This is a genomic window from Flavobacterium sp. ALJ2, from assembly GCF_015594725.1.
Classification (GTDB): Bacteria; Bacteroidota; Bacteroidia; order Flavobacteriales; family Flavobacteriaceae; genus Flavobacterium.
Genome location: NZ_JADNRC010000001.1, coordinates 277,947 through 296,909, shown reverse-complemented (window position 1 = coordinate 296,909; position 18,963 = coordinate 277,947). Strand labels below are relative to the sequence as shown.

At 30.5% G+C, this 18,963-nt stretch carries 20 protein-coding genes; 16 read left to right on the top strand and 4 right to left on the bottom strand.

What is annotated here, in order from left to right; translation table 11 throughout:
• Window positions 1–371: 371 nt before the first annotated feature.
• The 3 genes from IUY40_RS01365 to IUY40_RS01355 form a co-directional block, all read right to left on the bottom strand.
• On the bottom strand, window positions 372–1,169 hold the full coding sequence (locus IUY40_RS01365; protein ID WP_195735093.1) for a helical backbone metal receptor: 798 nt from the start codon (window positions 1,167–1,169) through the stop codon (window positions 372–374).
• Between the two features lie 124 nt (window positions 1,170–1,293).
• The gene (gene pyrF / locus IUY40_RS01360) at window positions 1,294–2,115 is read right to left on the bottom strand and encodes an orotidine-5'-phosphate decarboxylase (protein WP_195735092.1); all 822 of its coding nucleotides are present in this window, start codon (window positions 2,113–2,115) and stop codon (window positions 1,294–1,296) included.
• Between the two features lie 113 nt (window positions 2,116–2,228).
• Window positions 2,229–4,412 carry a DUF5723 family protein gene (locus tag IUY40_RS01355; protein ID WP_195735091.1) on the bottom strand — a complete coding sequence of 728 codons (2,184 nt, stop codon included), beginning with the start codon at window positions 4,410–4,412 and terminating at the stop codon, window positions 2,229–2,231.
• 242 nt (window positions 4,413–4,654) lie between these two features.
• On the opposite strand from IUY40_RS01355, the gene IUY40_RS19395 reads away from it, so the two are divergent.
• From IUY40_RS19395 to IUY40_RS01300, 11 genes are all read left to right on the top strand, one after another.
• Entirely contained in the window at window positions 4,655–4,861 is a 207-nt protein-coding gene (locus IUY40_RS19395; RefSeq protein WP_229335245.1) for a hypothetical protein, read from the top strand.
• A gap of 297 nt (window positions 4,862–5,158) precedes the next feature.
• The gene (locus IUY40_RS01345; RefSeq protein WP_195735090.1) at window positions 5,159–5,344 is read left to right on the top strand and encodes a CsbD family protein; all 186 of its coding nucleotides are present in this window, start codon (window positions 5,159–5,161) and stop codon (window positions 5,342–5,344) included.
• Window positions 5,345–5,507: 163 nt separating this feature from the next.
• On the top strand, window positions 5,508–6,062 hold the full coding sequence (locus IUY40_RS01340) for an AraC family transcriptional regulator (protein WP_195735089.1): 555 nt from the start codon (window positions 5,508–5,510) through the stop codon (window positions 6,060–6,062).
• Window positions 6,063–6,073: 11 nt separating this feature from the next.
• Window positions 6,074–6,523 (top strand): response regulator, encoded by a 450-nt coding sequence (locus IUY40_RS01335; RefSeq protein ID WP_195735088.1) that lies wholly within the window; start codon window positions 6,074–6,076, stop codon window positions 6,521–6,523.
• 121 nt (window positions 6,524–6,644) lie between these two features.
• Window positions 6,645–8,321 (top strand): CHASE3 domain-containing protein, encoded by a 1,677-nt coding sequence (locus tag IUY40_RS01330; protein ID WP_229335243.1) that lies wholly within the window; start codon window positions 6,645–6,647, stop codon window positions 8,319–8,321.
• Between the two features lie 126 nt (window positions 8,322–8,447).
• A complete protein-coding gene (locus IUY40_RS01325) occupies window positions 8,448–9,020 on the top strand; it encodes a DUF4142 domain-containing protein (protein ID WP_195735086.1) in 573 nt (190 codons plus the stop codon).
• A gap of 57 nt (window positions 9,021–9,077) precedes the next feature.
• Window positions 9,078–9,731, top strand: a complete 654-nt coding sequence (locus IUY40_RS01320) for a porin family protein (protein WP_195735085.1) — start codon at window positions 9,078–9,080, stop codon at window positions 9,729–9,731.
• 129 nt (window positions 9,732–9,860) lie between these two features.
• Complete coding sequence (locus IUY40_RS01315; protein ID WP_195735084.1) at window positions 9,861–10,013, top strand: lmo0937 family membrane protein; 153 nt, start codon at window positions 9,861–9,863, stop codon at window positions 10,011–10,013.
• A gap of 37 nt (window positions 10,014–10,050) precedes the next feature.
• A complete protein-coding gene (locus IUY40_RS01310) occupies window positions 10,051–10,320 on the top strand; it encodes a YtxH domain-containing protein (protein WP_195735083.1) in 270 nt (89 codons plus the stop codon).
• 39 nt (window positions 10,321–10,359) lie between these two features.
• Window positions 10,360–10,710, top strand: a complete 351-nt coding sequence (locus IUY40_RS01305) for a hypothetical protein (RefSeq protein WP_195735082.1) — start codon at window positions 10,360–10,362, stop codon at window positions 10,708–10,710.
• A gap of 34 nt (window positions 10,711–10,744) precedes the next feature.
• A complete protein-coding gene (locus IUY40_RS01300) occupies window positions 10,745–11,074 on the top strand; it encodes a hypothetical protein (protein ID WP_195735081.1) in 330 nt (109 codons plus the stop codon).
• A gap of 368 nt (window positions 11,075–11,442) precedes the next feature.
• Here IUY40_RS01300 and prfA read toward each other — a convergent pair whose 3' ends face one another.
• Entirely contained in the window at window positions 11,443–12,519 is a 1,077-nt protein-coding gene (gene prfA, locus IUY40_RS01295) for a peptide chain release factor 1 (RefSeq protein ID WP_195735080.1), read from the bottom strand.
• 641 nt (window positions 12,520–13,160) lie between these two features.
• On the opposite strand from prfA, the gene tssD reads away from it, so the two are divergent.
• From tssD to IUY40_RS01270, 5 genes are all read left to right on the top strand, one after another.
• Window positions 13,161–14,429, top strand: coding sequence for a type VI secretion system tube protein TssD (gene tssD / locus IUY40_RS01290; RefSeq protein WP_195735079.1), 1,269 nt, complete (start codon window positions 13,161–13,163; stop codon window positions 14,427–14,429).
• Window positions 14,426–14,953, top strand: coding sequence for a hypothetical protein (locus IUY40_RS01285; protein WP_195735078.1), 528 nt, complete (start codon window positions 14,426–14,428; stop codon window positions 14,951–14,953). Before tssD ends, IUY40_RS01285 begins: the two co-directional genes overlap by 4 nt.
• Window positions 14,954–15,426: 473 nt before the next feature.
• The gene (locus IUY40_RS01280; RefSeq protein WP_195735077.1) at window positions 15,427–15,990 is read left to right on the top strand and encodes a nucleoside monophosphate kinase; all 564 of its coding nucleotides are present in this window, start codon (window positions 15,427–15,429) and stop codon (window positions 15,988–15,990) included.
• A 617-nt stretch (window positions 15,991–16,607) separates the two neighbouring features.
• A complete protein-coding gene (locus IUY40_RS01275; protein WP_195735076.1) occupies window positions 16,608–16,997 on the top strand; it encodes a hypothetical protein in 390 nt (129 codons plus the stop codon).
• A 77-nt stretch (window positions 16,998–17,074) separates the two neighbouring features.
• Window positions 17,075–18,898 (top strand): tetratricopeptide repeat protein, encoded by a 1,824-nt coding sequence (locus IUY40_RS01270; RefSeq protein WP_195735075.1) that lies wholly within the window; start codon window positions 17,075–17,077, stop codon window positions 18,896–18,898.
• The last annotated feature ends 65 nt before the right edge of the window (window positions 18,899–18,963 follow it).

The following is an 18,963-nucleotide window of genomic DNA, read 5'->3' as shown; positions in this document are numbered from 1 at the left end:
TTTTAATGATTATATTCAAAGGTAATGCACTTGTACGTATAAACAAAATTGATTGTTTTTATATTTGGATAGTGAAATCCTATTGTAAAATATTAAATTAATACATTTTAAGCTTACTGAAAAGTAATCAAAAAAAGTTAACTTATGTACAACAAAGTAATAACAAAACCTTAACAGGGTAACATTGGCTTATGTATGATCTTTGCAATGTAATAAACTGGTTATTTATTATTTTGGTTTTGGTTAGTTAAATGATTGCCGACATCTGTTAGATGTCGGCTTTTTTTGTCTTATACTTTCTTAGATTTTAAAGCATGAAATAACCTCTTCTCTAACGGTTTTGTTAGGAAATATTGTTAACTAAAAATAAATTATTGCAAGCGCTCGTGCATTTGCTTAAAGTAGGAAAATGCTTTTAACAATCGGGTACCATACCAGGAAAACATTTCGCCATCTACAAAAACGGTTTTGGCATGATGTGTAAATCTTCCAATCTCAAATGCATCTTCTTCTTTAAACGGATAAGGTTCTGAAGATAATAAAACTACATCTGGATCACCCTCTAAACGCATTTTCTTAAGTTCTATTTCGGGGTAACGCCCTTTATCCAAGTATATATTTGTAAAATGATTCAGTTTTAGCAACTCGTTTATATAATTATCTGAACCTGCAACCATAAAAGGATTCTTCCAGATAAAATAAGCTGCTTTTTGTAATGGCTTGTCTTTTATAAAGGTTTTAAAATCCTGCAATCCAAAAGCCAATTTATCGTTCCATTTTTGTGCCTCGGTTCTGCAATTAAACAATTGCCCAAAATCGGTAATCATCTGGAAATTATCTTCGATAGTTAAAATGTTGGTTACCCAAACTGGACATATCTCTGATAGTTGATCTACAATTTCCTTAGTATTTTCTTCTTTATTACAAATGATAATATCTGGATTCAGTAATCGAATTTTCTCGTAATGCACTTTTTTTGTTCCACCAACCATTTTCTTAGTTGATTTTAAGTGATACGGATGTACACAAAACTTGGTTATTCCAACAATTTTATCTTCAAGACCTAAATCATAAAGTAATTCGGTTTGCGAAGGAACAAGCGAAATAATCCGTTTTGGTGCAATTTCAAAAGAATGCAAAGTACCTATTTGATCCGTAAAAGTTTTCATTTGTTTAAAGTTTAAAGTGTTGCTTTAGTTTTATAATTTTACCGCAAAAATTAAAAAGGGTTACGCAAAGAACACAAAGTTTTACAGACTTTGAGAAAAACCTTGCGATCTATGCTGTAAAAAACTAAGCTTTAAGCTTCATAATTACTTCCATTTCTTGTTGCATTTTAAGAGCTTCTTCTCTAGCTTTCTCAGCAAAATCAGTTCCTTTAGATGCATAAATAATAGCGCGAGATGAATTAATAAGTAATCCTACATTATCATTCATTCCGTACTTACATACTTCTGATAAACTTCCTCCTTGAGCGCCTACTCCTGGAACTAGCAAAAAACTATCTGGAACAATCTTACGAATTTCTGTAAAATATTCGGCTTTGGTAGCTCCTACTACGTACATTAAGTTCTCGCTATTTTTCCATGTTTTAGAAGTTTCCAAAACTTGTTTATATAATTCAGTACCGTTGGTAATTAAGGTCTGAAAATCGAATGCGCCTTCATTTGATGTTAGGGCTAACATTATAGTATGTTTATTTTCGAAAGCCAAAAATGGTTCAATTGAATCTTTCCCCATGTATGGCGCAACTGTTACGCTATCAAATTTTAAATCTTCAAAAAAAGCTTTGGCATACATGCTTGATGTATTTCCGATATCACCACGTTTGGCATCTGCAATTGTAAAAATATCAGGATGTTTTTCGTTTATATAGTTAATCGTTTTTTGCAGCGACAACCATCCTTTTATTCCGTATGCTTCATAAAAAGCTGTATTGGGTTTATAAGCAATAGCTAGATCGTGTGTTGCATCAATTATCTCTTTATTAAATTCAAAGATTGGATCTTCTGTCTCTAAAAGATGTTCTGGAATTTTAGTTAAATCAACATCTAAACCGATGCATAAAAATGATTTTTTTAAAAGAATTTGTTCGTGTAGTTGTTGTGTAGTCATGCTTGTTTTTTTAGCCTTCTAAATTCATAATAAATAATTCTTTTTAGAAAGTATGCAAAAATAAAAAAAGCCACTCAATTAAGAATGGCTTTTTACTATTATATTCACTTCGTTTACAAATTGCCTAGATAAACAATTTCTGTCCTTCTATTTTCTGCTCTTCCTGCCGCAGTTTTATTTGTTTTAACTGGTTTTGAAGCTCCAAATCCTTTTGAAGTTAAATTAGCTGGATTTACTCCTTTAGTAATTAAATAATCCATAACCGTTTTTGCTCTAGCTTCAGATAGTTTTTGGTTGAATTTAGGATTACCTACATTATCAGTATGTCCATTAATTGCAAACTTAGCATTTGGATAATTTTTCAAAATTTCTTTGATAGCATCTAATCTTTTTGATGTTTCTTCTTTTTTAGCATTGCTTAAAGTAGCTTTACCTGTTTCAAAGAAAATTGACTTTGCTTCTACCTTTAATTGTGCTAATATCGCTTTAGACACTTTAGGGCATCCTTTATTTTCGATTGGACCTGCAAGTAAAGGACAATCATCTTCGCTATCTGGAATACCATCTTTGTCTGCATCTAGAATCGGACAACCTTTATTTTCTACTGGACCTGCAACATCTGGGCAAGCATCATCTTTATCTAAAACTCCATCATTATCTGTATCTGGCCAAGGGCATCCTTTATTTTCTACTGGACCTGCAACATCTGGGCAATCGTCAACATTATCTAATAATGTATCTCCATCTGTATCTTTCCAAGGGCATCCTTTGTTTTCTGCTGGACCTGCAACATTTGGACAAGCATCATCTTTATCAAAAACTCCGTCTTTATCTGTATCTGGCCATGGACAACCATTATTTTCTGCTGATCCTGCTACTTTTCGGCAAGCATCTTCTTTATCTATAACTCCATCTCCATCAGTATCTTTAAATTTCTTTTGGTAAACTGGAATTTTCATCCCAAGATAAAAATCAGCTCCTTTTGATTCTTTTGAAACCAAATTAGTAAGTACTGAACCTGATCCAACAAAGAAAGCTCCCAATCGAATTCCTGAACCTACTTGCATTCCGCTATATTCCATCCAAGTCATTGGTACGTAAAAACTAAACCATTTGCTTTCATAACGAGGAGTTAAGCTCACTCTATTAGCAACAGTAATTCCGTTAAGCTTGTCAGAATTAGCCATGTTAATATCACCATTAAGATTAAGATAGAATTTGTTATACATATTCCAATCTACATCGGCATGAAGCGCTGTCGGTAAATTTGTTTTTCTTCCTTTTGAGCTTGAAATTTTTCTATAATTGTCATTCAAAAAATCATATAAATTACCAACATCATCAATCATTTGCTGCGTAACTACTCCTGTAACATCATAAGTGTCTTGTTTTGCGTTTCTATAATCAATAGATCCAATGTCTGTAACAGACAATCCAAAACGTACTTTATACTTATTTAGATCTCTAAAGTTATTATCTGTAGGCTTTGCTTTGCTTAGATCATATTTATCATAATCTGGCCTCCACTCATAAACAAGTCCTAGATCAAGTCCTAGTCCTCTTGAGTTAGAATCAAAATCATATTTTTCATTGGCTTCAAAATCCTGACTTGCTCCAATTGTAATTTCTCCTGTAGATGCAAGAATACCTGCCTTAGAATCTGCTACGTTTTCAACATACGCAACCTGAACATTTTTTCCCTGAACATATCCATTTACACCACCTTGTAAGTACTTAGCAGTTAAACCTCCTTTTAAGAAATGTTGATTCTTTTGATACAAAACTGCAGCATAAGAAACGCCTAATTCTGCCCACGTATTTGAAGCTCCATTTACATTACCTGCATTAAAGTTAAAATTACCTGATTGGTCTAAACCATCTTTAACCTGATCTACAAGGTATCCGTTAATGTTTCTGACATTACTAATTGATCTCGCTCTTGTAAACACTGCCAATGTATGTTTTGGTGCAATATTAAACATAAAAGAAGGTCCCATAATATCAAAATTTACTAGACCATTATTTCCGTTTGACGGAGTTATTTTAGACTGAGTATTAAAGTCATATCCATCTTTGTAAACATCAAAAAGGCGAACTCCATACAAATCATTTTGTACCGAACTACTAATAGAAAATAAATTAATATCTGTTTTAAAACGTGAGTCTGCTATAGAAGCAGGATTAAAAAGTACACTTTGTACACCTGCGTAATTATCATGAAAATACCCCGTATATGATTGTGCATTGGCTGCGAAGGAAGTAATTAAAAATAATAAAATAAGTAGTTGTTTTTTCATTCAAATTAGGTTTAAAATTAAATTGCGTGCAAAACTACAATAATAGATCCATTAAAGTATTACTTCAATATTAAATTCATGCAACTTTTATTACAAATAATGCAAGTTACAAGATAATCAATGTTTTAATTTTGAAGAATAACACTAAAAATAAGAATCACATGAAACCGTAACATTAGGAATATCTCTAAAAAACTTAAAGAAAAGTACTGATATCTTAACTTCTATTCTATCATAAGGAAATGATACTTGATGTAAAAACAAGAAAAATTAATTGGACATATCTAGATATAATTTCTGTGCAATTACATAAAATACTTAAAAATCAATATGGCATTTTAGAAACAATCATTGATGAAGTAGGTGAAAGAATTATTCAGCTTGGCGAGAAAACAATTGGAACCATAACCAAGCTTATTGGTAATTTCGATAGTAAAGAAATTCCTTAATAGGTACCCTTCATAAAAAGAAATACTAAGTAAATTATTAGAAATTTACGAATAGCTTATTACAAAATTCAGAAAGTACATTCCTGTATTTGGAAATAAAAATTATAATGAAAGCGCTGCCTATTTTACAACTGGAGCTATATAGAAAAATCGAAAAAATACTGAATATCAATACATTATCAAAAACAAACTTCATTAAAGTGGGAATTATACAATTTATTCAATATAGTTCCATAACATAGTAGCCAACAATATTTTATACTTTTACTAAAGTATTAACAACTAAAACATAGCATTATGAATAGTACAGAAATCAAAGGCAACTGGAATGAGTTAAAAGGAAAACTGAAACAAAAATATGCTACATTAACAGATGATGACTTGATGTTTGCTGAAGGAAAAGAGGATGAAGTAATCGGAAGGCTTCAGCAAAAATTAGGTAAATCAAAAGAAGAAGTGCATAAAATCATTTCCGATTTGTAAACCTTTTAAACTTAGTTAAGATACCGCCTAATTAAAAAATTAGGCGGTATTTTTTGTTATAATAAAAAACCAATATTGAATAACATATCCTCACACCTACACTAATTTCATCCCTTTATTTGCCAATATTTTTTTATCTATCTTTAGCAATATTTTTTAAACAATGAAGTTATTTATTAAGTTTGATATTAATACGGTTTGCTCCCAATTTCTAAAAGAGAAATTGGAAGAGCGCCAAATAAACTATACCCCTTTAGGTTTTGGAGAAATTGAGCTACATAAAAACCTAACGTCGGAAGAATTGGATTGTATGAAGAATGATTTAGAACCTTTTGGACTGGAAATTGTAGAAAACCAAAAGAGTGTTCTCGTACAAAAAATAAAAGACGCCATCATTGAGATGATTTTTATGGATGAAAATGGAAATAATTTAAAAAGCTCTGTTTATTTGGCAGAGAAATTAAATCATAGTTATGGGTATTTATCGAATATATTTTCGGAAGTAACGTATTCATCTATTGAAAATTTCATCATTTTACAAAAAATAGAACGAGCCAAACATCTCATTATCATAAATGAAATGAGCTTGACAGAAATTGCGTTTTTACTCAATTATTCTAGTGTTGCCCACTTAAGCACTCAATTTAAAAATACAACAGGAATCACTCCTTCGGCATTTCAGAGGATTATAAAAAAAAGACGCGAAAATTTAAAATAACTATATAATAAATGCAAAAAAACGCATTACATATTTTACTGGCAGATGATGATGAAGATGATCGCCTTTTTTTCAAAGATGCTTTTGAAGAAGTAAAAATACAGACCAAAGTACAATTTGCACATGATGGCGTAGAGTTAATGGAGCATTTAATGCATCCAGAAACAATATTGCCCGACATTTTATTTCTGGACTTAAATATGCCTAAAAAAACAGGTAAAGAATGTTTGATTGAAATTAAAAAAATAGACCATTTAAAACATTTAATCATTGCCATTTACTCTACCTCTTCATCAGAAGAAGATATAGAGGATACGTTTATACAAGGGGCAAATATTTACATAAAAAAACCCAGTAGTTTTGATGCTTTAAAAAAAATAATTAATGAAGTTGTAACTATAAACTGGCATTATCATACTTCAGGCTTGAATCGTGATACCTTTTTGTTACGCTTAAAATAATTAAAACAGGATGAAATTGATACCCAATTTTAATTCCCCGCTTGCGTTGAGGATTATTTTTGCAATATCGATATTTATTTTATTATTTATTACATCGGTATCTTATAAACACAATCGTGACTTGCAGAATTCTAGCAAGTTGATGATGCATACCTATGAAATAAACATTCAATTAGAACGATTACTATCGTTTGTAAAAGATGCCGAAACAGGCCAAAGAGGCTATATAATAACCAAAAATAACCGCTTTCTCGCACCTTATCTGTTTTCTCGTGATAAAGTTAATCGATCCTTTATTAAGCTTAGAAAATTAGTAGATGATAATCCTAAACAGCAACAAAATCTTAAAAATCTTTTCGATTTAATCATCCAGCGGTATACCTATCTTGAAGGGTCCTTAAAATACAGCAACGAAAAAACTTACGACAAAAGAAAACTCGACAACTGTATGTTTGGCGGGCGGATTGTAATGGAAAACATTCGTTTTCAGATAGACGAAATGAACGATGTTGAAAAAGAAATTTTACAAAAAAGACAAAAAATTTACCAGAGCGAAATCTCATTAACTCCAATCTTTTCTATCATCTTGTTTTTGGTAGCACTTTCGTTTATTTTACTCTCTTATAGACAAATAAGCAATGATATTGACCGCTTGAGAGTATTTAATAAAAAGCTTTTAATTTCTAGCAAGCTTATGGCCGAATCTGAAATTATTGGTGCTTTTAGTACTTGGCAATGGGATATGGACACCGATAAAATTGTTTACTCAGATAATCAATATCGCTTATTAGGGCATCCTCCAAACTCGTTTGTACCAGAAAAAGAAACGTTTTTAAAATACGTGCATCCCGAAGACAAACAAGCTTTCTCAACCCTAATGCAGGGTATTATCGAGAATAAGCAACTCCCGCTTGTATATTATAAAATTATTCGTAATAATGATGAAATTAGATACTTCAAATCTATTGGTAAACTTTTGATTGACGAACAAGGAAGCAAAATAATGCTAGGAATAACATTTGACATTACTGAGGAGCATTTTCAGAATATTGCAATATATGAACGTAATAAAGAACTTGAAAAAAGCAATAAAGAGTTAGCTTCGTTCAATCATGTTGCGAGCCATGACTTACAAGAACCCCTTAGAAAGATACAAACATTCATTTCTAGAATTTCTGATGATGATATGAATTCTTTATCGGAGAGTGGGAAAAGTTATATTCTAAAAATAGGAACTTCTACCAAGAGAATGCGAATTTTAATTGATGATCTATTACTCTTTTCAAGAACAAACACGACCAAAAAAGAATTCCTAAAAACGAATTTAACCGATTTACTCGAAAAAGTAAAATTAGAATTGTCTGAAATAATTCAAGAAAAAAATGCAATTATCCTAGCTGACAAACTACCAAAGCTAAAAGTCATTCCTTATCAAATTGAACAGCTATTCATTAATCTGATTAGTAATTCTTTAAAATACAAACAGCCAAATATTTCTCCTGAAATCAATATCTCGTGTAAAAAAATAACGGCTAAAGAATTCCCTGATTTACTAGAACAGTCTATAAAGAAATACTATAAAATTACTTTTACCGATAACGGAATGGGATTTGATCCTCAGTTTAAGGAAACCATCTTTGTATTATTCCAGCGCCTGCACAGCAAGACGGATGAATATCCTGGAACCGGAATTGGGTTGGCTATTTGCAAAAAAATTGTCGAAAACCACAAAGGACATATTATTGCTGACAGTGCACCAAACGAAGGATCGATTTTTACTATTTTCCTTCCCGAATAACACCTTCTAAATCTATTATTTATCGTTATGTGATTCATTTTATGGGAATTATATAACGATTCTTTTTTATGCTGTAAGACATAAACTGTATATCGGTTGCATCTTTGTGATATAAACTTTTATAAAGTGAAAATTCACACTGTGTTACCCACTAAATCTTTGCTTATTAAAGCAATTTTTGTCTTTGCAATTCTGACGATGATGCTGTCATGCAAAAAAAATGAAGCTTTTGAAAAAACTCCTGATAATGAAATTTTTTCAAAAAACAATTCAGAAGAAATTGATGCTTATTTTTTAATAGCTACAGCAAATATTAGTAAAGCTATAATATCAAAAAGTCAAATTGCACAACAAAAATGCCAAGATGAAAGGATAAAAAGGTTAAGCAGTAAAATAGAAACTAATCAAAATGAATTCCTTCATGAAATAAGTGAAATGGCCAATCAGAAGCTTATTATTATTTTAAATACAGATGAAAAGGGAGCTAAAAATGATTTATACTCATTAATAGACGCTACTAAAGCCAATTTCGACAAGGCTTATATTGATTTAATAATAGAATCTATTAGTGACCAGATTGAGTTACTAAAATCGATAACAAGAGAGACAAACGATACTGATATAATTAAACTATCAATTAAATATTTACCAACACAATACCGCTTTCTAGACGAATCGAAAGCATTAAGGAAACAATAATATATATTTTTTAAATAGTACCCCATAATTAATGCCTAAGCCATAAAATTAAAAACTATGAAAAACAAAGCCCAATTATTATACGCCCTAACGGTATTTATCTCTGCTTCTTTTGGAATTTTAAATGCTCAAAGTTCTCCCGTTGAACCTGAATTCGGAATTAAAGGTGGAGTCAATATGTCTAACCTATATTCTGGTGATGTCGATGACAAAAATGCTATATATGGCTTTAATGCTGGATTTTACGCCGCATTTCCTATCTCGGACAACATATTTATACAACCCGAAATATTATATACAACAAAAGGTGCTGAACTTGAATACAATAGTGATTTTGTAAGCGGAGTAGGTCGTTTTAGACTTAATTATATCGAAGTTCCATTATTGGTGAAATTTAAATTAACACAGAACTTTAATATCCACGTAGGAGGTTATGCCTCTTATTTGGTAGATGGTAAAGTTACCAATGAATCTAATGCCGGTGGAGCTTTTGATTTTGAAGAGAATATAAATGCGGATGATTTTAACCGATTCGACGCTGGATTATCTGCTGGTGTTGGAGTTGATTTTGATCCCTTAAGTATTGGATTACGTTACAATTACGGACTAACAACCGTAGGGAAAGAGCGTAGCTTCTTAGGAACTAACTATACTTTTCCTGATGCGAAAAATAGTAATTTAAGCTTGTATGTTGCCTATAAATTGAATTAACCCACTGGGTATAATTTGTAGAAAAGTCATTTAAAACATAGACTCAGATTTTAAATCCAAGATGTTTAAAAATTCATACAGCAAGATAAATTACGCCTTCCACATTATTAACCCTTAAATATAAATGCCATGTCAAATTTATTATACACCATTGCTATTGTTTTCGTTATTCTGTGGGCCTTAGGTTTCTTTGTTTATAGCTTGGGAAGTATTATCCACATCTTATTGATTATTGCAATTATTGCTGTGCTTTTAAGATTAATTAAAGGCAAAGAAATTTAGAAACAAATTATATTATTAAACATTAAATACAAATATTATGAAAACTAGTAACACCATTTTAGGAATTATTGGAGCAGCTGCTGCAGGAGCATTATTAGGAGTATTGTTTGCACCAGACAAAGGATCAAAAACCAGACAAAAAATAGCTGATAAAAGCAACGATTACAAAGACGAAATCAAAGGTAAATTAGAGAATATAGCAAGTACTATTTCTGCAAATGGTAAAGATCTGATGAATCAGGGAAAAACCAAATACAATAATGCCAAAGCCGAAGTAAGCGACGGAATTGAACACGTAACTAATTAAGAAGAAATGTAATTCTTTTTAACAATCAAATACCACCACATGGAAACTAAAGCAACAACAGCCGATACTCTTTTTGATAAAGCCGAGAATTATACCAAAACTAGTTTTGAATTATTAAAACTTAAATCGGTATCAGTATCCGCAGATGTACTTTCATCGTTAACATCTCAAATTATTGTAGCGATTGTTGTTGCTTTTTTTAGTTTGTTTTTCAACATTGGACTTAGTTTATTTATAGGTAAACTTATGGGCGAATATTATTATGGCTTTTTCATATTAGCATTAGCCTATTTAATACTTGCTATTGTATTGTTCAAAAAACAGGACAAATGGATTAAGGGCCCTATCGGAAACATCATAATTTCGCTTTTATTAAAAAAAAGGAATTAAAATGTCTTGAAATTAATCTTAAAACCAATTTGTTATGAGAGCCAATAACGCTACCGATGATTTAAATAAAATGATTTTGCAATTAAAAAATCAGCAAGAAGCAGAATGGATTGATTTAAAAGAAAAATTTCATGATTTTAAGGAAGATTTAAAACCTCTGAATATTATAAAAAATATGCTGGAGGAAATTAATGAAGGCATCGATATAAAAAGTAATTTACTGAAATCTATCTTTAGCATTGGAGCTGGATATTTATCAAAAAAAATACTAATAGGAAGCACTCGGAACAAAATAACTAGCTTTATTGGCTCGATGTTTCAACTGGCTGTTACCAATTTTATTTCGAGAAAAACGGCTGGCTAGATTAATGATAAAACGTTTAACCACAAAGGATGTAAAACTATATATAAAATCATTATTCCCTAATCTAAAAACAACTGAAAAGTTCGCAAAGCTTTGTCCCTTTGCAACCCTGAACCTTATTTAAAAATCTTAAAAAAAAGAGTATTCTCATAGCATATTACTTCTTTATACGTTTTACTTTATAAACGGTTAATTGAGTAAATGCTCTCACTATATATTAATACCACAATTAGTAATGTTACCCTAAAAGCTAAGTATGAGCATACTTAGCTTTTTTTGTTTAAAAATTAAAGGCATAAAAAAATGCCTGACTAAATTTAGTCAGGCATTTTATATTATTTAAAAACCTAGCTTTTCAGCTTCTTATATTAAAAAGCTTCGCTGGCTTCTTTTAATTTCTCTGTATTGTTTACCAATTGCAACTCATCTACAATCTTCTGAATATCACCATTCATGATATTACCCAAATCATATAAAGTAAGCCCAACACGGTGATCTGTTACACGCCCTTGTGCGTAGTTATACGTACGGATCTTAGCCGAACGGTCACCAGAACTTACCTGCGATGTACGCTTAGTTGCATCTTCAGCTTCTTTTTTGGCTAATTCCTGCTCGTATAAACGGGAACGTAAAACACCTAATGCTTTGTCTTTATTTTTGTGCTGTGATTTTTGATCCTGACACTGCGCCACCAAACCTGTTGGAATATGCGTTAAACGCACTGCCGACTTAGTTGTATTTACCGATTGTCCTCCTGGTCCTGACGAACAGAAAAAATCAACACGTACTTCGTTCATATCTATCTGTACATCAAACTCTTCAGCTTCTGGAAGCACCATAACCGTAGCTGCCGATGTATGCACACGCCCTTGAGTTTCTGTTTGAGGAACACGTTGTACACGGTGTACTCCTGCTTCAAACTTCAACGTTCCGTAAACATCCTCTCCAGTAACTTCAAAAATCACCTCTTTAAATCCTCCCGAAGTTCCCTCGTTCATATCTACAACCGAAGTTCTCCAACCACGATTCTCACAGTATTTTGTATACATTCGGAAAAGATCCCCTGCAAATATACTTGCCTCATCTCCACCCGTACCTGCACGAATCTCAACCATTACGTTTTTGGCATCTTCTGGATCTTTAGGAATCAACATAAACTTGATTTCTTCCTCTAGTTCAGGTAATCTCTGCTTAGCTTCTTCCAATTGCATTTTGGCCATATCGGTCATATCGGCATCGCTACCATCTGCAATTATCTCATTAGCCTCGTCTATATTTGCCAACAAAAGCACGTACTCGTCGCGCTTTTCTGCCAATCCTTTTAAGTTCTTATACTCTTGATTCAATTGCACATAACGTTTCTGATCCGCAATAACATCCGGTTGGATGATTAAATCCGAAATCTCGTCGAAACGCTGTTTTACTATTTGGAGTCTATCTAACATTTTATGTATCCTTTTATGGAGTGCAAAATTACAAAATTTTTGTTTAAAATTCTATCATTCAACTTTCAAGTTTTTCAAGAACACTCCCACCCCTAATTTTATTGGATTTATAGCCTATTTGGGGAGTTGTTTGCCTCATTTGTTCGTTCAGTTCGTGTACTGATTTCTGATAGCAATCGGGACAGGATTAAGAATTTTGCCTTTTTGTAGCTTTAGATTTTACGTAGTTAACTTAAATTAAAGACAATGTTTATTTTAGATTAAAATTATTTAGGAACCGCTCCAAGTATCCCTATGGTAAGACTTATTTTGTATTAGATTCCAAATGAAGTTTATGCAAATTATCCAATAGTATTCGCTCTACAGAATATTTCTTATCAAAAGTCACAGTCGCAAAGCAAAACCTCCTGATTCCTATTCTTAAGTCTAAAAAATTAATTTAAAAAAATCGGAACGGGTATAAAGTCTAAAAACTTCAAACAGCATCATATCCCTACTATTCATTTACACAAATCCTACGGTCTGATAGCTACTAAAACATTTTATTAAAGTTTTATCCTTCAAAAAAAATATTTAACTATATATACTATAGCTTTTTACTTATATTTCTAGACAATAAAATAATAAAAAGAAATAGATTTATGACCACAGCCAAATTATTTATTTTAGGAGAAGAGCGAGAATTACTATGGATAAACACCAATTATCTCAGATACACAGCAGCAAATGGCTCACCAACTAGTGATGTCGAGGGAGGCTTTCTTACCTTAAGTTTTGTAGCGCAAGAAAACGACGACGTATTTTGGCATAATATGACAAAAGAAGTGAAGAGAGAAACGGACAGAATGGAAAAAGGAGAAGTACATTTTTATAACAAAGGCGATGAAGATATTCCGGTAAGAAAGTATAAGTTTAGTGATGCCTATTTAATAGAATATTCAGAAGTATTTGATGCTTATGAAACAGAAAACATGCACATTGTTTTAACCCTCTCACCTGCAATTCAGAATTATGGGGCAGAATTGGTTAAATACTGGAATAAATCTTGGATTCCGCCAAGTGAACCCGTTTATTACATCCCAAAAAAGGAAGAAGAAGATCGTATTGTATATATAAATGGACATTTTTATAATAAAGATGGTATTTTTGAAGGTAAGATAAATGAGCCTGATTTTGAAGGAAGTGTAAATGATGTTTATGTCTGTGATGGAAAATCTACTCAAAAAGATAAAAACGGAAATGAAAGCTTAACCTATAACAATACCAAATTATTGAAAATAGAAAACATTGTGTTTTTGCGAATAGCTGGTTTAGCCTATTCAGAATCAGGATATTCAATAGATGTAATAAAGAGGATACCTTTTATTGTTATGAATCATCATAAACAATTGATTAGTTCTAAAATTAAAAAGTATCATTATAATTGGCCATTAAACAATACTTTAATAAAAATGAGAAATAAATGGAATGATCAAACATATGCTCATACATTTCATTATGGTGCTCAAGGAAATCCTGGATTTAGAGATTTTTTAAATATTGAGCTGAATGAAAATATAGATTATGATAAAAATGCAGAAGGGAGGAATAATAACATTAAAATGAAAACCGCAATAGAATATACTATTAAGGCAGTTCAATATCTAAATAATGGCTATATTGATGTAGACCACTCTGAGGGAGGAATAGGCTGGCAAGGGGCCGATATTTGTACAAATGAAAATTGGAAAAAATGGTTGTTCATACATTCTGAACATAAAAAAAATGCATTTAAAAATTGGTCGAACTTTTATACATTAGAAGAGTCATTTTTTGAATCCGTTTCAGTATTTAAAGGGGATTTCGGTACAACTATAATTTATAAGTCAACTTCATTTAGTTATGAAAATAATCCAACTGGTAATTTATGAAAATAGCAACATTTTTTTTCTGTTTTTTATTTGGTATAGCATATTCACATTCTCAGAATAAAACTCAAAATTTTATTCAGAAAAACATCGAATCATGTAGAATACTTATCAATGATTCTTTAAGCGTATATCACATTCATGAAAATCTATATAATAACGATATCAAATTAGTTCTAAAAACTGAGAACGTACTTACAAAAGAATGTCTTAACTATGATATTGCAGACGAACATATCAAAAAGGCTGACATTTTTATAAATCCGATAATTAAAATAAATAAAAATGCTGTTAGAGATATTAATTTAACTGATTTTACAAATCTAATTCCTAAAAAAATAAGCGCTTTAAAAAAATTAAATTATACAGTTGTATTAATTGAATTATATAGTTTTTCATATTCAACTATTGGGAGTGGATATATCTACCTGTGCTTTAAAGTAGGCACAAAAGGAAATGTAATTGAGACTAAAATATTAGAATTAAAAGAGGAAATGAAAACAAATCGGTATAATAAAATTTTCTAAAGGCAATTTAACCAAATGAAGAAGAGCAAATTAATTATTGGTTTTTTATTTATTATTATCTCTTCTTGCAAAGTTGTCAATAGCGATTATTTGATTATTCATTCTAACGATAAAGATGTATATATCCGTCATTATTTTCATAAAAACAATAACGAGTTGTTTTGCCCCCTATAAAACAACGCCAAACGAATCATTATCATTATTATCTGGTTTCAATTTTGAGAAATACTTTACTCTATTCATTAATTCTAAAAGTTCTGCGACTGATTCTTTATGTTGTACTTCCATGATTGAATTTTGGTTGATTATTAGATTTCTAGTTCTTTGTTCATCGAAACTAAATTATAAGTAATAAATTACTTTTAAGTGATTGTATACAATCGGTTGTATTCAACTGAAAGCATTGAAAAAAAATAATCACATTTCAAATTATTAACTTTATATTAGTCACAATTAAATATTAAAAAAAACAAATGGAAATATTAATAATAACTGGACCACCATATTCAGGAAAAGGAACACAATGCGAAATCTTAAAAGAGCAACTTAAATTTGAACATATTTCAACAGGAGATAGATGCCGCTTAGAAAAACAGAATGAAACTGAAATCGGGAAAATAATGTCTGAATATGAAGAAAAAGGAGATTTAGTTCCTGACTCGATAATGAAAGACCTATTTAGCAAAATATTGGATGAAAACAAATCAAAGAACGGAATAATTTTAGATGGTTATCCTAGAACAGAACCACAAGTAAACGATTTAATACAGCTCATTGAATCTAAAAATATGAAAATTGGAAAAGTATTGAATATTGATGTTCCAAAATCAGAACTGTTAGAAAGAGCAAAAAAAAGAGCAGAAACTTCTGATCGAAAAGATGATAAAAATCCCGAAATTCATATAAAAAGAATTGAAGTTTTTGAAAATGCAACAAGGCCTGCAATTGAGTATATGAAATCTAAAATCAATGTTTTGACTTTTGACGGATTGGGAACGATTGACGAAATTACAAAAAGAATAAAAGCCAGCTTGTAACAACCCAAAATTACTGCTAATACAAACATCCCGCTCGTGGTGAGGTCAATCAAAATATTCTAGCTAAAAAATAAAAATAGTCACGAGCGGGTTTTTTATGATATTCCAATTCGAAAATACCTAACCGATAAGGAGGAAAAAGAGATAGTTTGTAGAAATATAAAATTGCTAGATAACTTCATTAGCATTGTCTCAAATTGAAAAACTTATTTGTAGAGCAACTGATGGAGATTGCTTCGCTATTTTACTATTTCCATGCACTATTTTTTTGTTCTGAATTTCTTCAATAAAAACATCATCTGAGATACTAGCAGAACTATATCCGTCAATATTTCTCTTCTGATTGATAAAATGTTACCCCCCGATAGGCTTCTTATTAAAAACATTTAAAAAAAAACTTCGAGAACTCACAGCTTAAGTAAACCCTTAACCAAATAAATTTCAATTCATTAAGAGAACACAGATACCATTGTAGACGTTTTGTAGACACCTATAATCATCGAATTATGAGTTTACAGAATACATTTGTCTCTTATTAATTTTTAAAAATAAAAAATATGAAAACTATTTTTAATAAAGGGATTTTGTTCTTAGCTCTTACAATTTCACCCCCCTTTATGTTTACTTCTTGCAGCAGTAGTAGCAATGATGATGGGGATACTACCGTACAAACGCCAAAACCTGATAGTACGATTAAGGAATTATTAGGTACGTATAAAGGAACCCTTAAGGTTTTTGACGGTGGAGTAAAAACGTACTACGATGCGGAAATAATATTCTCTAGTGCAGGAGAAAAAACTGTTAGAATAGCACCTAAAAAAGATCAGCCATATTCAATAGTTACCGTCAAAGACTTGCCCTTAACAACCCAGTCAGGTACATATTATATATCCCAAAATGCACAAGGAATATTTAACTATGAAAGTAAATCTAAATTCTTAATTCTTCTTACAGAAAAAACAGCCGAAACTGACATTGCATATAGCTTTGAAGGCAATAAAATATAAAATCATTCTTACTTGTTATTTCAAAACAACTTATATTTGTAAGGTATAAGTTGTTTTTTTTTAATAAACGATATAATATGCAAAATAAACTGTTATTTCTTATTCTTATTATTCCCAATTTTTTTTTAGGGCAACAAAAAATTATTGATTCTTTAGAAAAAATAACACACAATAAATCAATACCTAGCAAAGAAAAAATAATACCTCTTTCTCTGTTAGTCACTTATTACAATACAGATGTTATTAAAGCATTAAAAATTGGTCAAAAAGCAGTATCTCAGGCGAGAAAACAAAAAGAAGCACAATACGGAATTTATGCTTATTCTAGTTTAGGTCAGATATATGCCATAAAAGGAGACATTCAACAAGCCTATTCTAAAATAGATAGTTGCATGTGGTATATTAACCATTCATCAAATCAGGAAGCAAGAGCCACAGGCTTCAATAATATAGGAATAATAAAATTAACATTGGATGATAAAGAAGATGGATTAAAAGATATATTTATTTCCTTAAAAATAATAAAAGCGGTAAAAGAAAGCAGATCTAAAAAAAATATTGAAGCACTCAGTTATAGTATACTCAGTAATTATTATCTTTTTGACACCAAAAATTCAGAAAAATATTCAAAACTAGCCTTATTTACAGCACTTAAAAGTAAAAATCCTCATTTAATAGGTTATGCCCAATCTCTGCGAGGAATTAGATATTTAGCGGAATTTGAAAAAACAAAAAAATATTATTTGTTAGATTCTACTATAAACAACTTGAAAAAAGCAATTACCGTTTATGAAAGCAACTCTGGATATACCCGTAAACATTCTCTTTTTAATGCAATATCTAATATTTCGTATGCTTATCGATTTAAAAATGAATTAAAGCCTAATAAAGCAAATATAGATTCGATTAATTACTATTTAAAAAAAGCGATGGCTATACCTAAGGAAAATAGTATAGAATTTAAGATGAGTTACTATTTAACATTGATTCAGGCAGAAATAAGCAAGAAAACACCTAAAATAGAAGAACATTTTTTTCTAGAAGCGATAGAAATGATTTCTAATTATGATAAACAATATAAAAATAAATATGACCTATACCACCAAATCGCTTTATTATATGAACAGACAGGGCAGTCTGATAAATCAAAAGAATGTTTTAAAAAAGCATTAGAATACTATCAAAAATACTATGATGAGAAATACACAAGAATAGGCCAGCAACAGCATGTAAAATACGAATTATCAAAAAAGGAACAAGAAATAAATTTTCAGAAAAAACAAAACCTAATGTATCTGGGAATTGCAGTTGCTTTATTTATTGCCCTAGTATTTCTATTCCTTATATTTAATTTCAGAGTAAAATATTTAAGACAAAAAAAAGAGGAAGTTATTTTGCTTGCAAAGCTCAAAGATGAAGAAACAAAAAAATTAAAAATAGAAAAAATTAATGCAGAACTTTTCGCAAAACTAAAAGAAAAAGAAACCAATAAATTGCAAAAAAAAGTTTTAGCAAAAAACATGCAGGTATCTTATAAAAATGAAATGTTAGAGAATTTAAAACATAATTTAAAAAACAATTCTAATTTTAATCCTGGAAACTTAGATAAGATTATAAAAAACGAAAAACATCTTGATAAAAATTTTGATGATTTTGAAAAGGTTTTAAATGAAATCCATCCTGATTTTTATACCAAATTACAAGAAAAAGCCAAACAAAAATTGACGATTTTGGATTTAAAATATTGTACATACATTTTTATGAAAATGCCTTCTAAAGAAATGGCAGACCTACTATATGTAGAGCTTAAAACCATAAGAATGAACAAATACAGACTAAAACTGAAACTAGAATTGGATAAGGAAGAAAGTTTAGAGGATTTTATCCAAAAAATAATTTGAGTACTAATATGTATCTAATATTTTCTTCTCCTTCACTCTGTTAATTATTTGTATTTTTGAGAAAA

Bases quoted from the DNA above. Each gene is read 5' to 3' on its own strand.
- IUY40_RS19395 (WP_229335245.1), top strand. From the start codon at position 4,655: ATGATACTTGATGTAAAAACAAGAAAAATTAATTGGACATATCTAGAT.
- IUY40_RS01305 (WP_195735082.1), top strand. From the start codon at position 10,360: ATGGAAACTAAAGCAACAACAGCCGATACTCTTTTTGATAAAGCCGAG.
- IUY40_RS01315 (WP_195735084.1), top strand. From the start codon at position 9,861: ATGTCAAATTTATTATACACCATTGCTATTGTTTTCGTTATTCTGTGG.
- IUY40_RS01355 (WP_195735091.1), bottom strand. From the start codon at position 4,412: ATGAAAAAACAACTACTTATTTTATTATTTTTAATTACTTCCTTCGCA.
- IUY40_RS01270 (WP_195735075.1), top strand. From the start codon at position 17,075: ATGCAAAATAAACTGTTATTTCTTATTCTTATTATTCCCAATTTTTTT.
- IUY40_RS01275 (WP_195735076.1), top strand. From the start codon at position 16,608: ATGTTTACTTCTTGCAGCAGTAGTAGCAATGATGATGGGGATACTACC.
- prfA (WP_195735080.1), bottom strand. From the start codon at position 12,519: ATGTTAGATAGACTCCAAATAGTAAAACAGCGTTTCGACGAGATTTCG.
- IUY40_RS01320 (WP_195735085.1), top strand. From the start codon at position 9,078: ATGAAAAACAAAGCCCAATTATTATACGCCCTAACGGTATTTATCTCT.
- IUY40_RS01340 (WP_195735089.1), top strand. From the start codon at position 5,508: ATGAAGTTATTTATTAAGTTTGATATTAATACGGTTTGCTCCCAATTT.
- IUY40_RS01285 (WP_195735078.1), top strand. From the start codon at position 14,426: ATGAAAATAGCAACATTTTTTTTCTGTTTTTTATTTGGTATAGCATAT.
- IUY40_RS01365 (WP_195735093.1), bottom strand. From the start codon at position 1,169: ATGAAAACTTTTACGGATCAAATAGGTACTTTGCATTCTTTTGAAATT.
- pyrF (WP_195735092.1), bottom strand. From the start codon at position 2,115: ATGACTACACAACAACTACACGAACAAATTCTTTTAAAAAAATCATTT.
- IUY40_RS01310 (WP_195735083.1), top strand. From the start codon at position 10,051: ATGAAAACTAGTAACACCATTTTAGGAATTATTGGAGCAGCTGCTGCA.
- IUY40_RS01345 (WP_195735090.1), top strand. From the start codon at position 5,159: ATGAATAGTACAGAAATCAAAGGCAACTGGAATGAGTTAAAAGGAAAA.
- IUY40_RS01335 (WP_195735088.1), top strand. From the start codon at position 6,074: ATGCAAAAAAACGCATTACATATTTTACTGGCAGATGATGATGAAGAT.
- IUY40_RS01300 (WP_195735081.1), top strand. From the start codon at position 10,745: ATGAGAGCCAATAACGCTACCGATGATTTAAATAAAATGATTTTGCAA.
- tssD (WP_195735079.1), top strand. From the start codon at position 13,161: ATGACCACAGCCAAATTATTTATTTTAGGAGAAGAGCGAGAATTACTA.
- IUY40_RS01280 (WP_195735077.1), top strand. From the start codon at position 15,427: ATGGAAATATTAATAATAACTGGACCACCATATTCAGGAAAAGGAACA.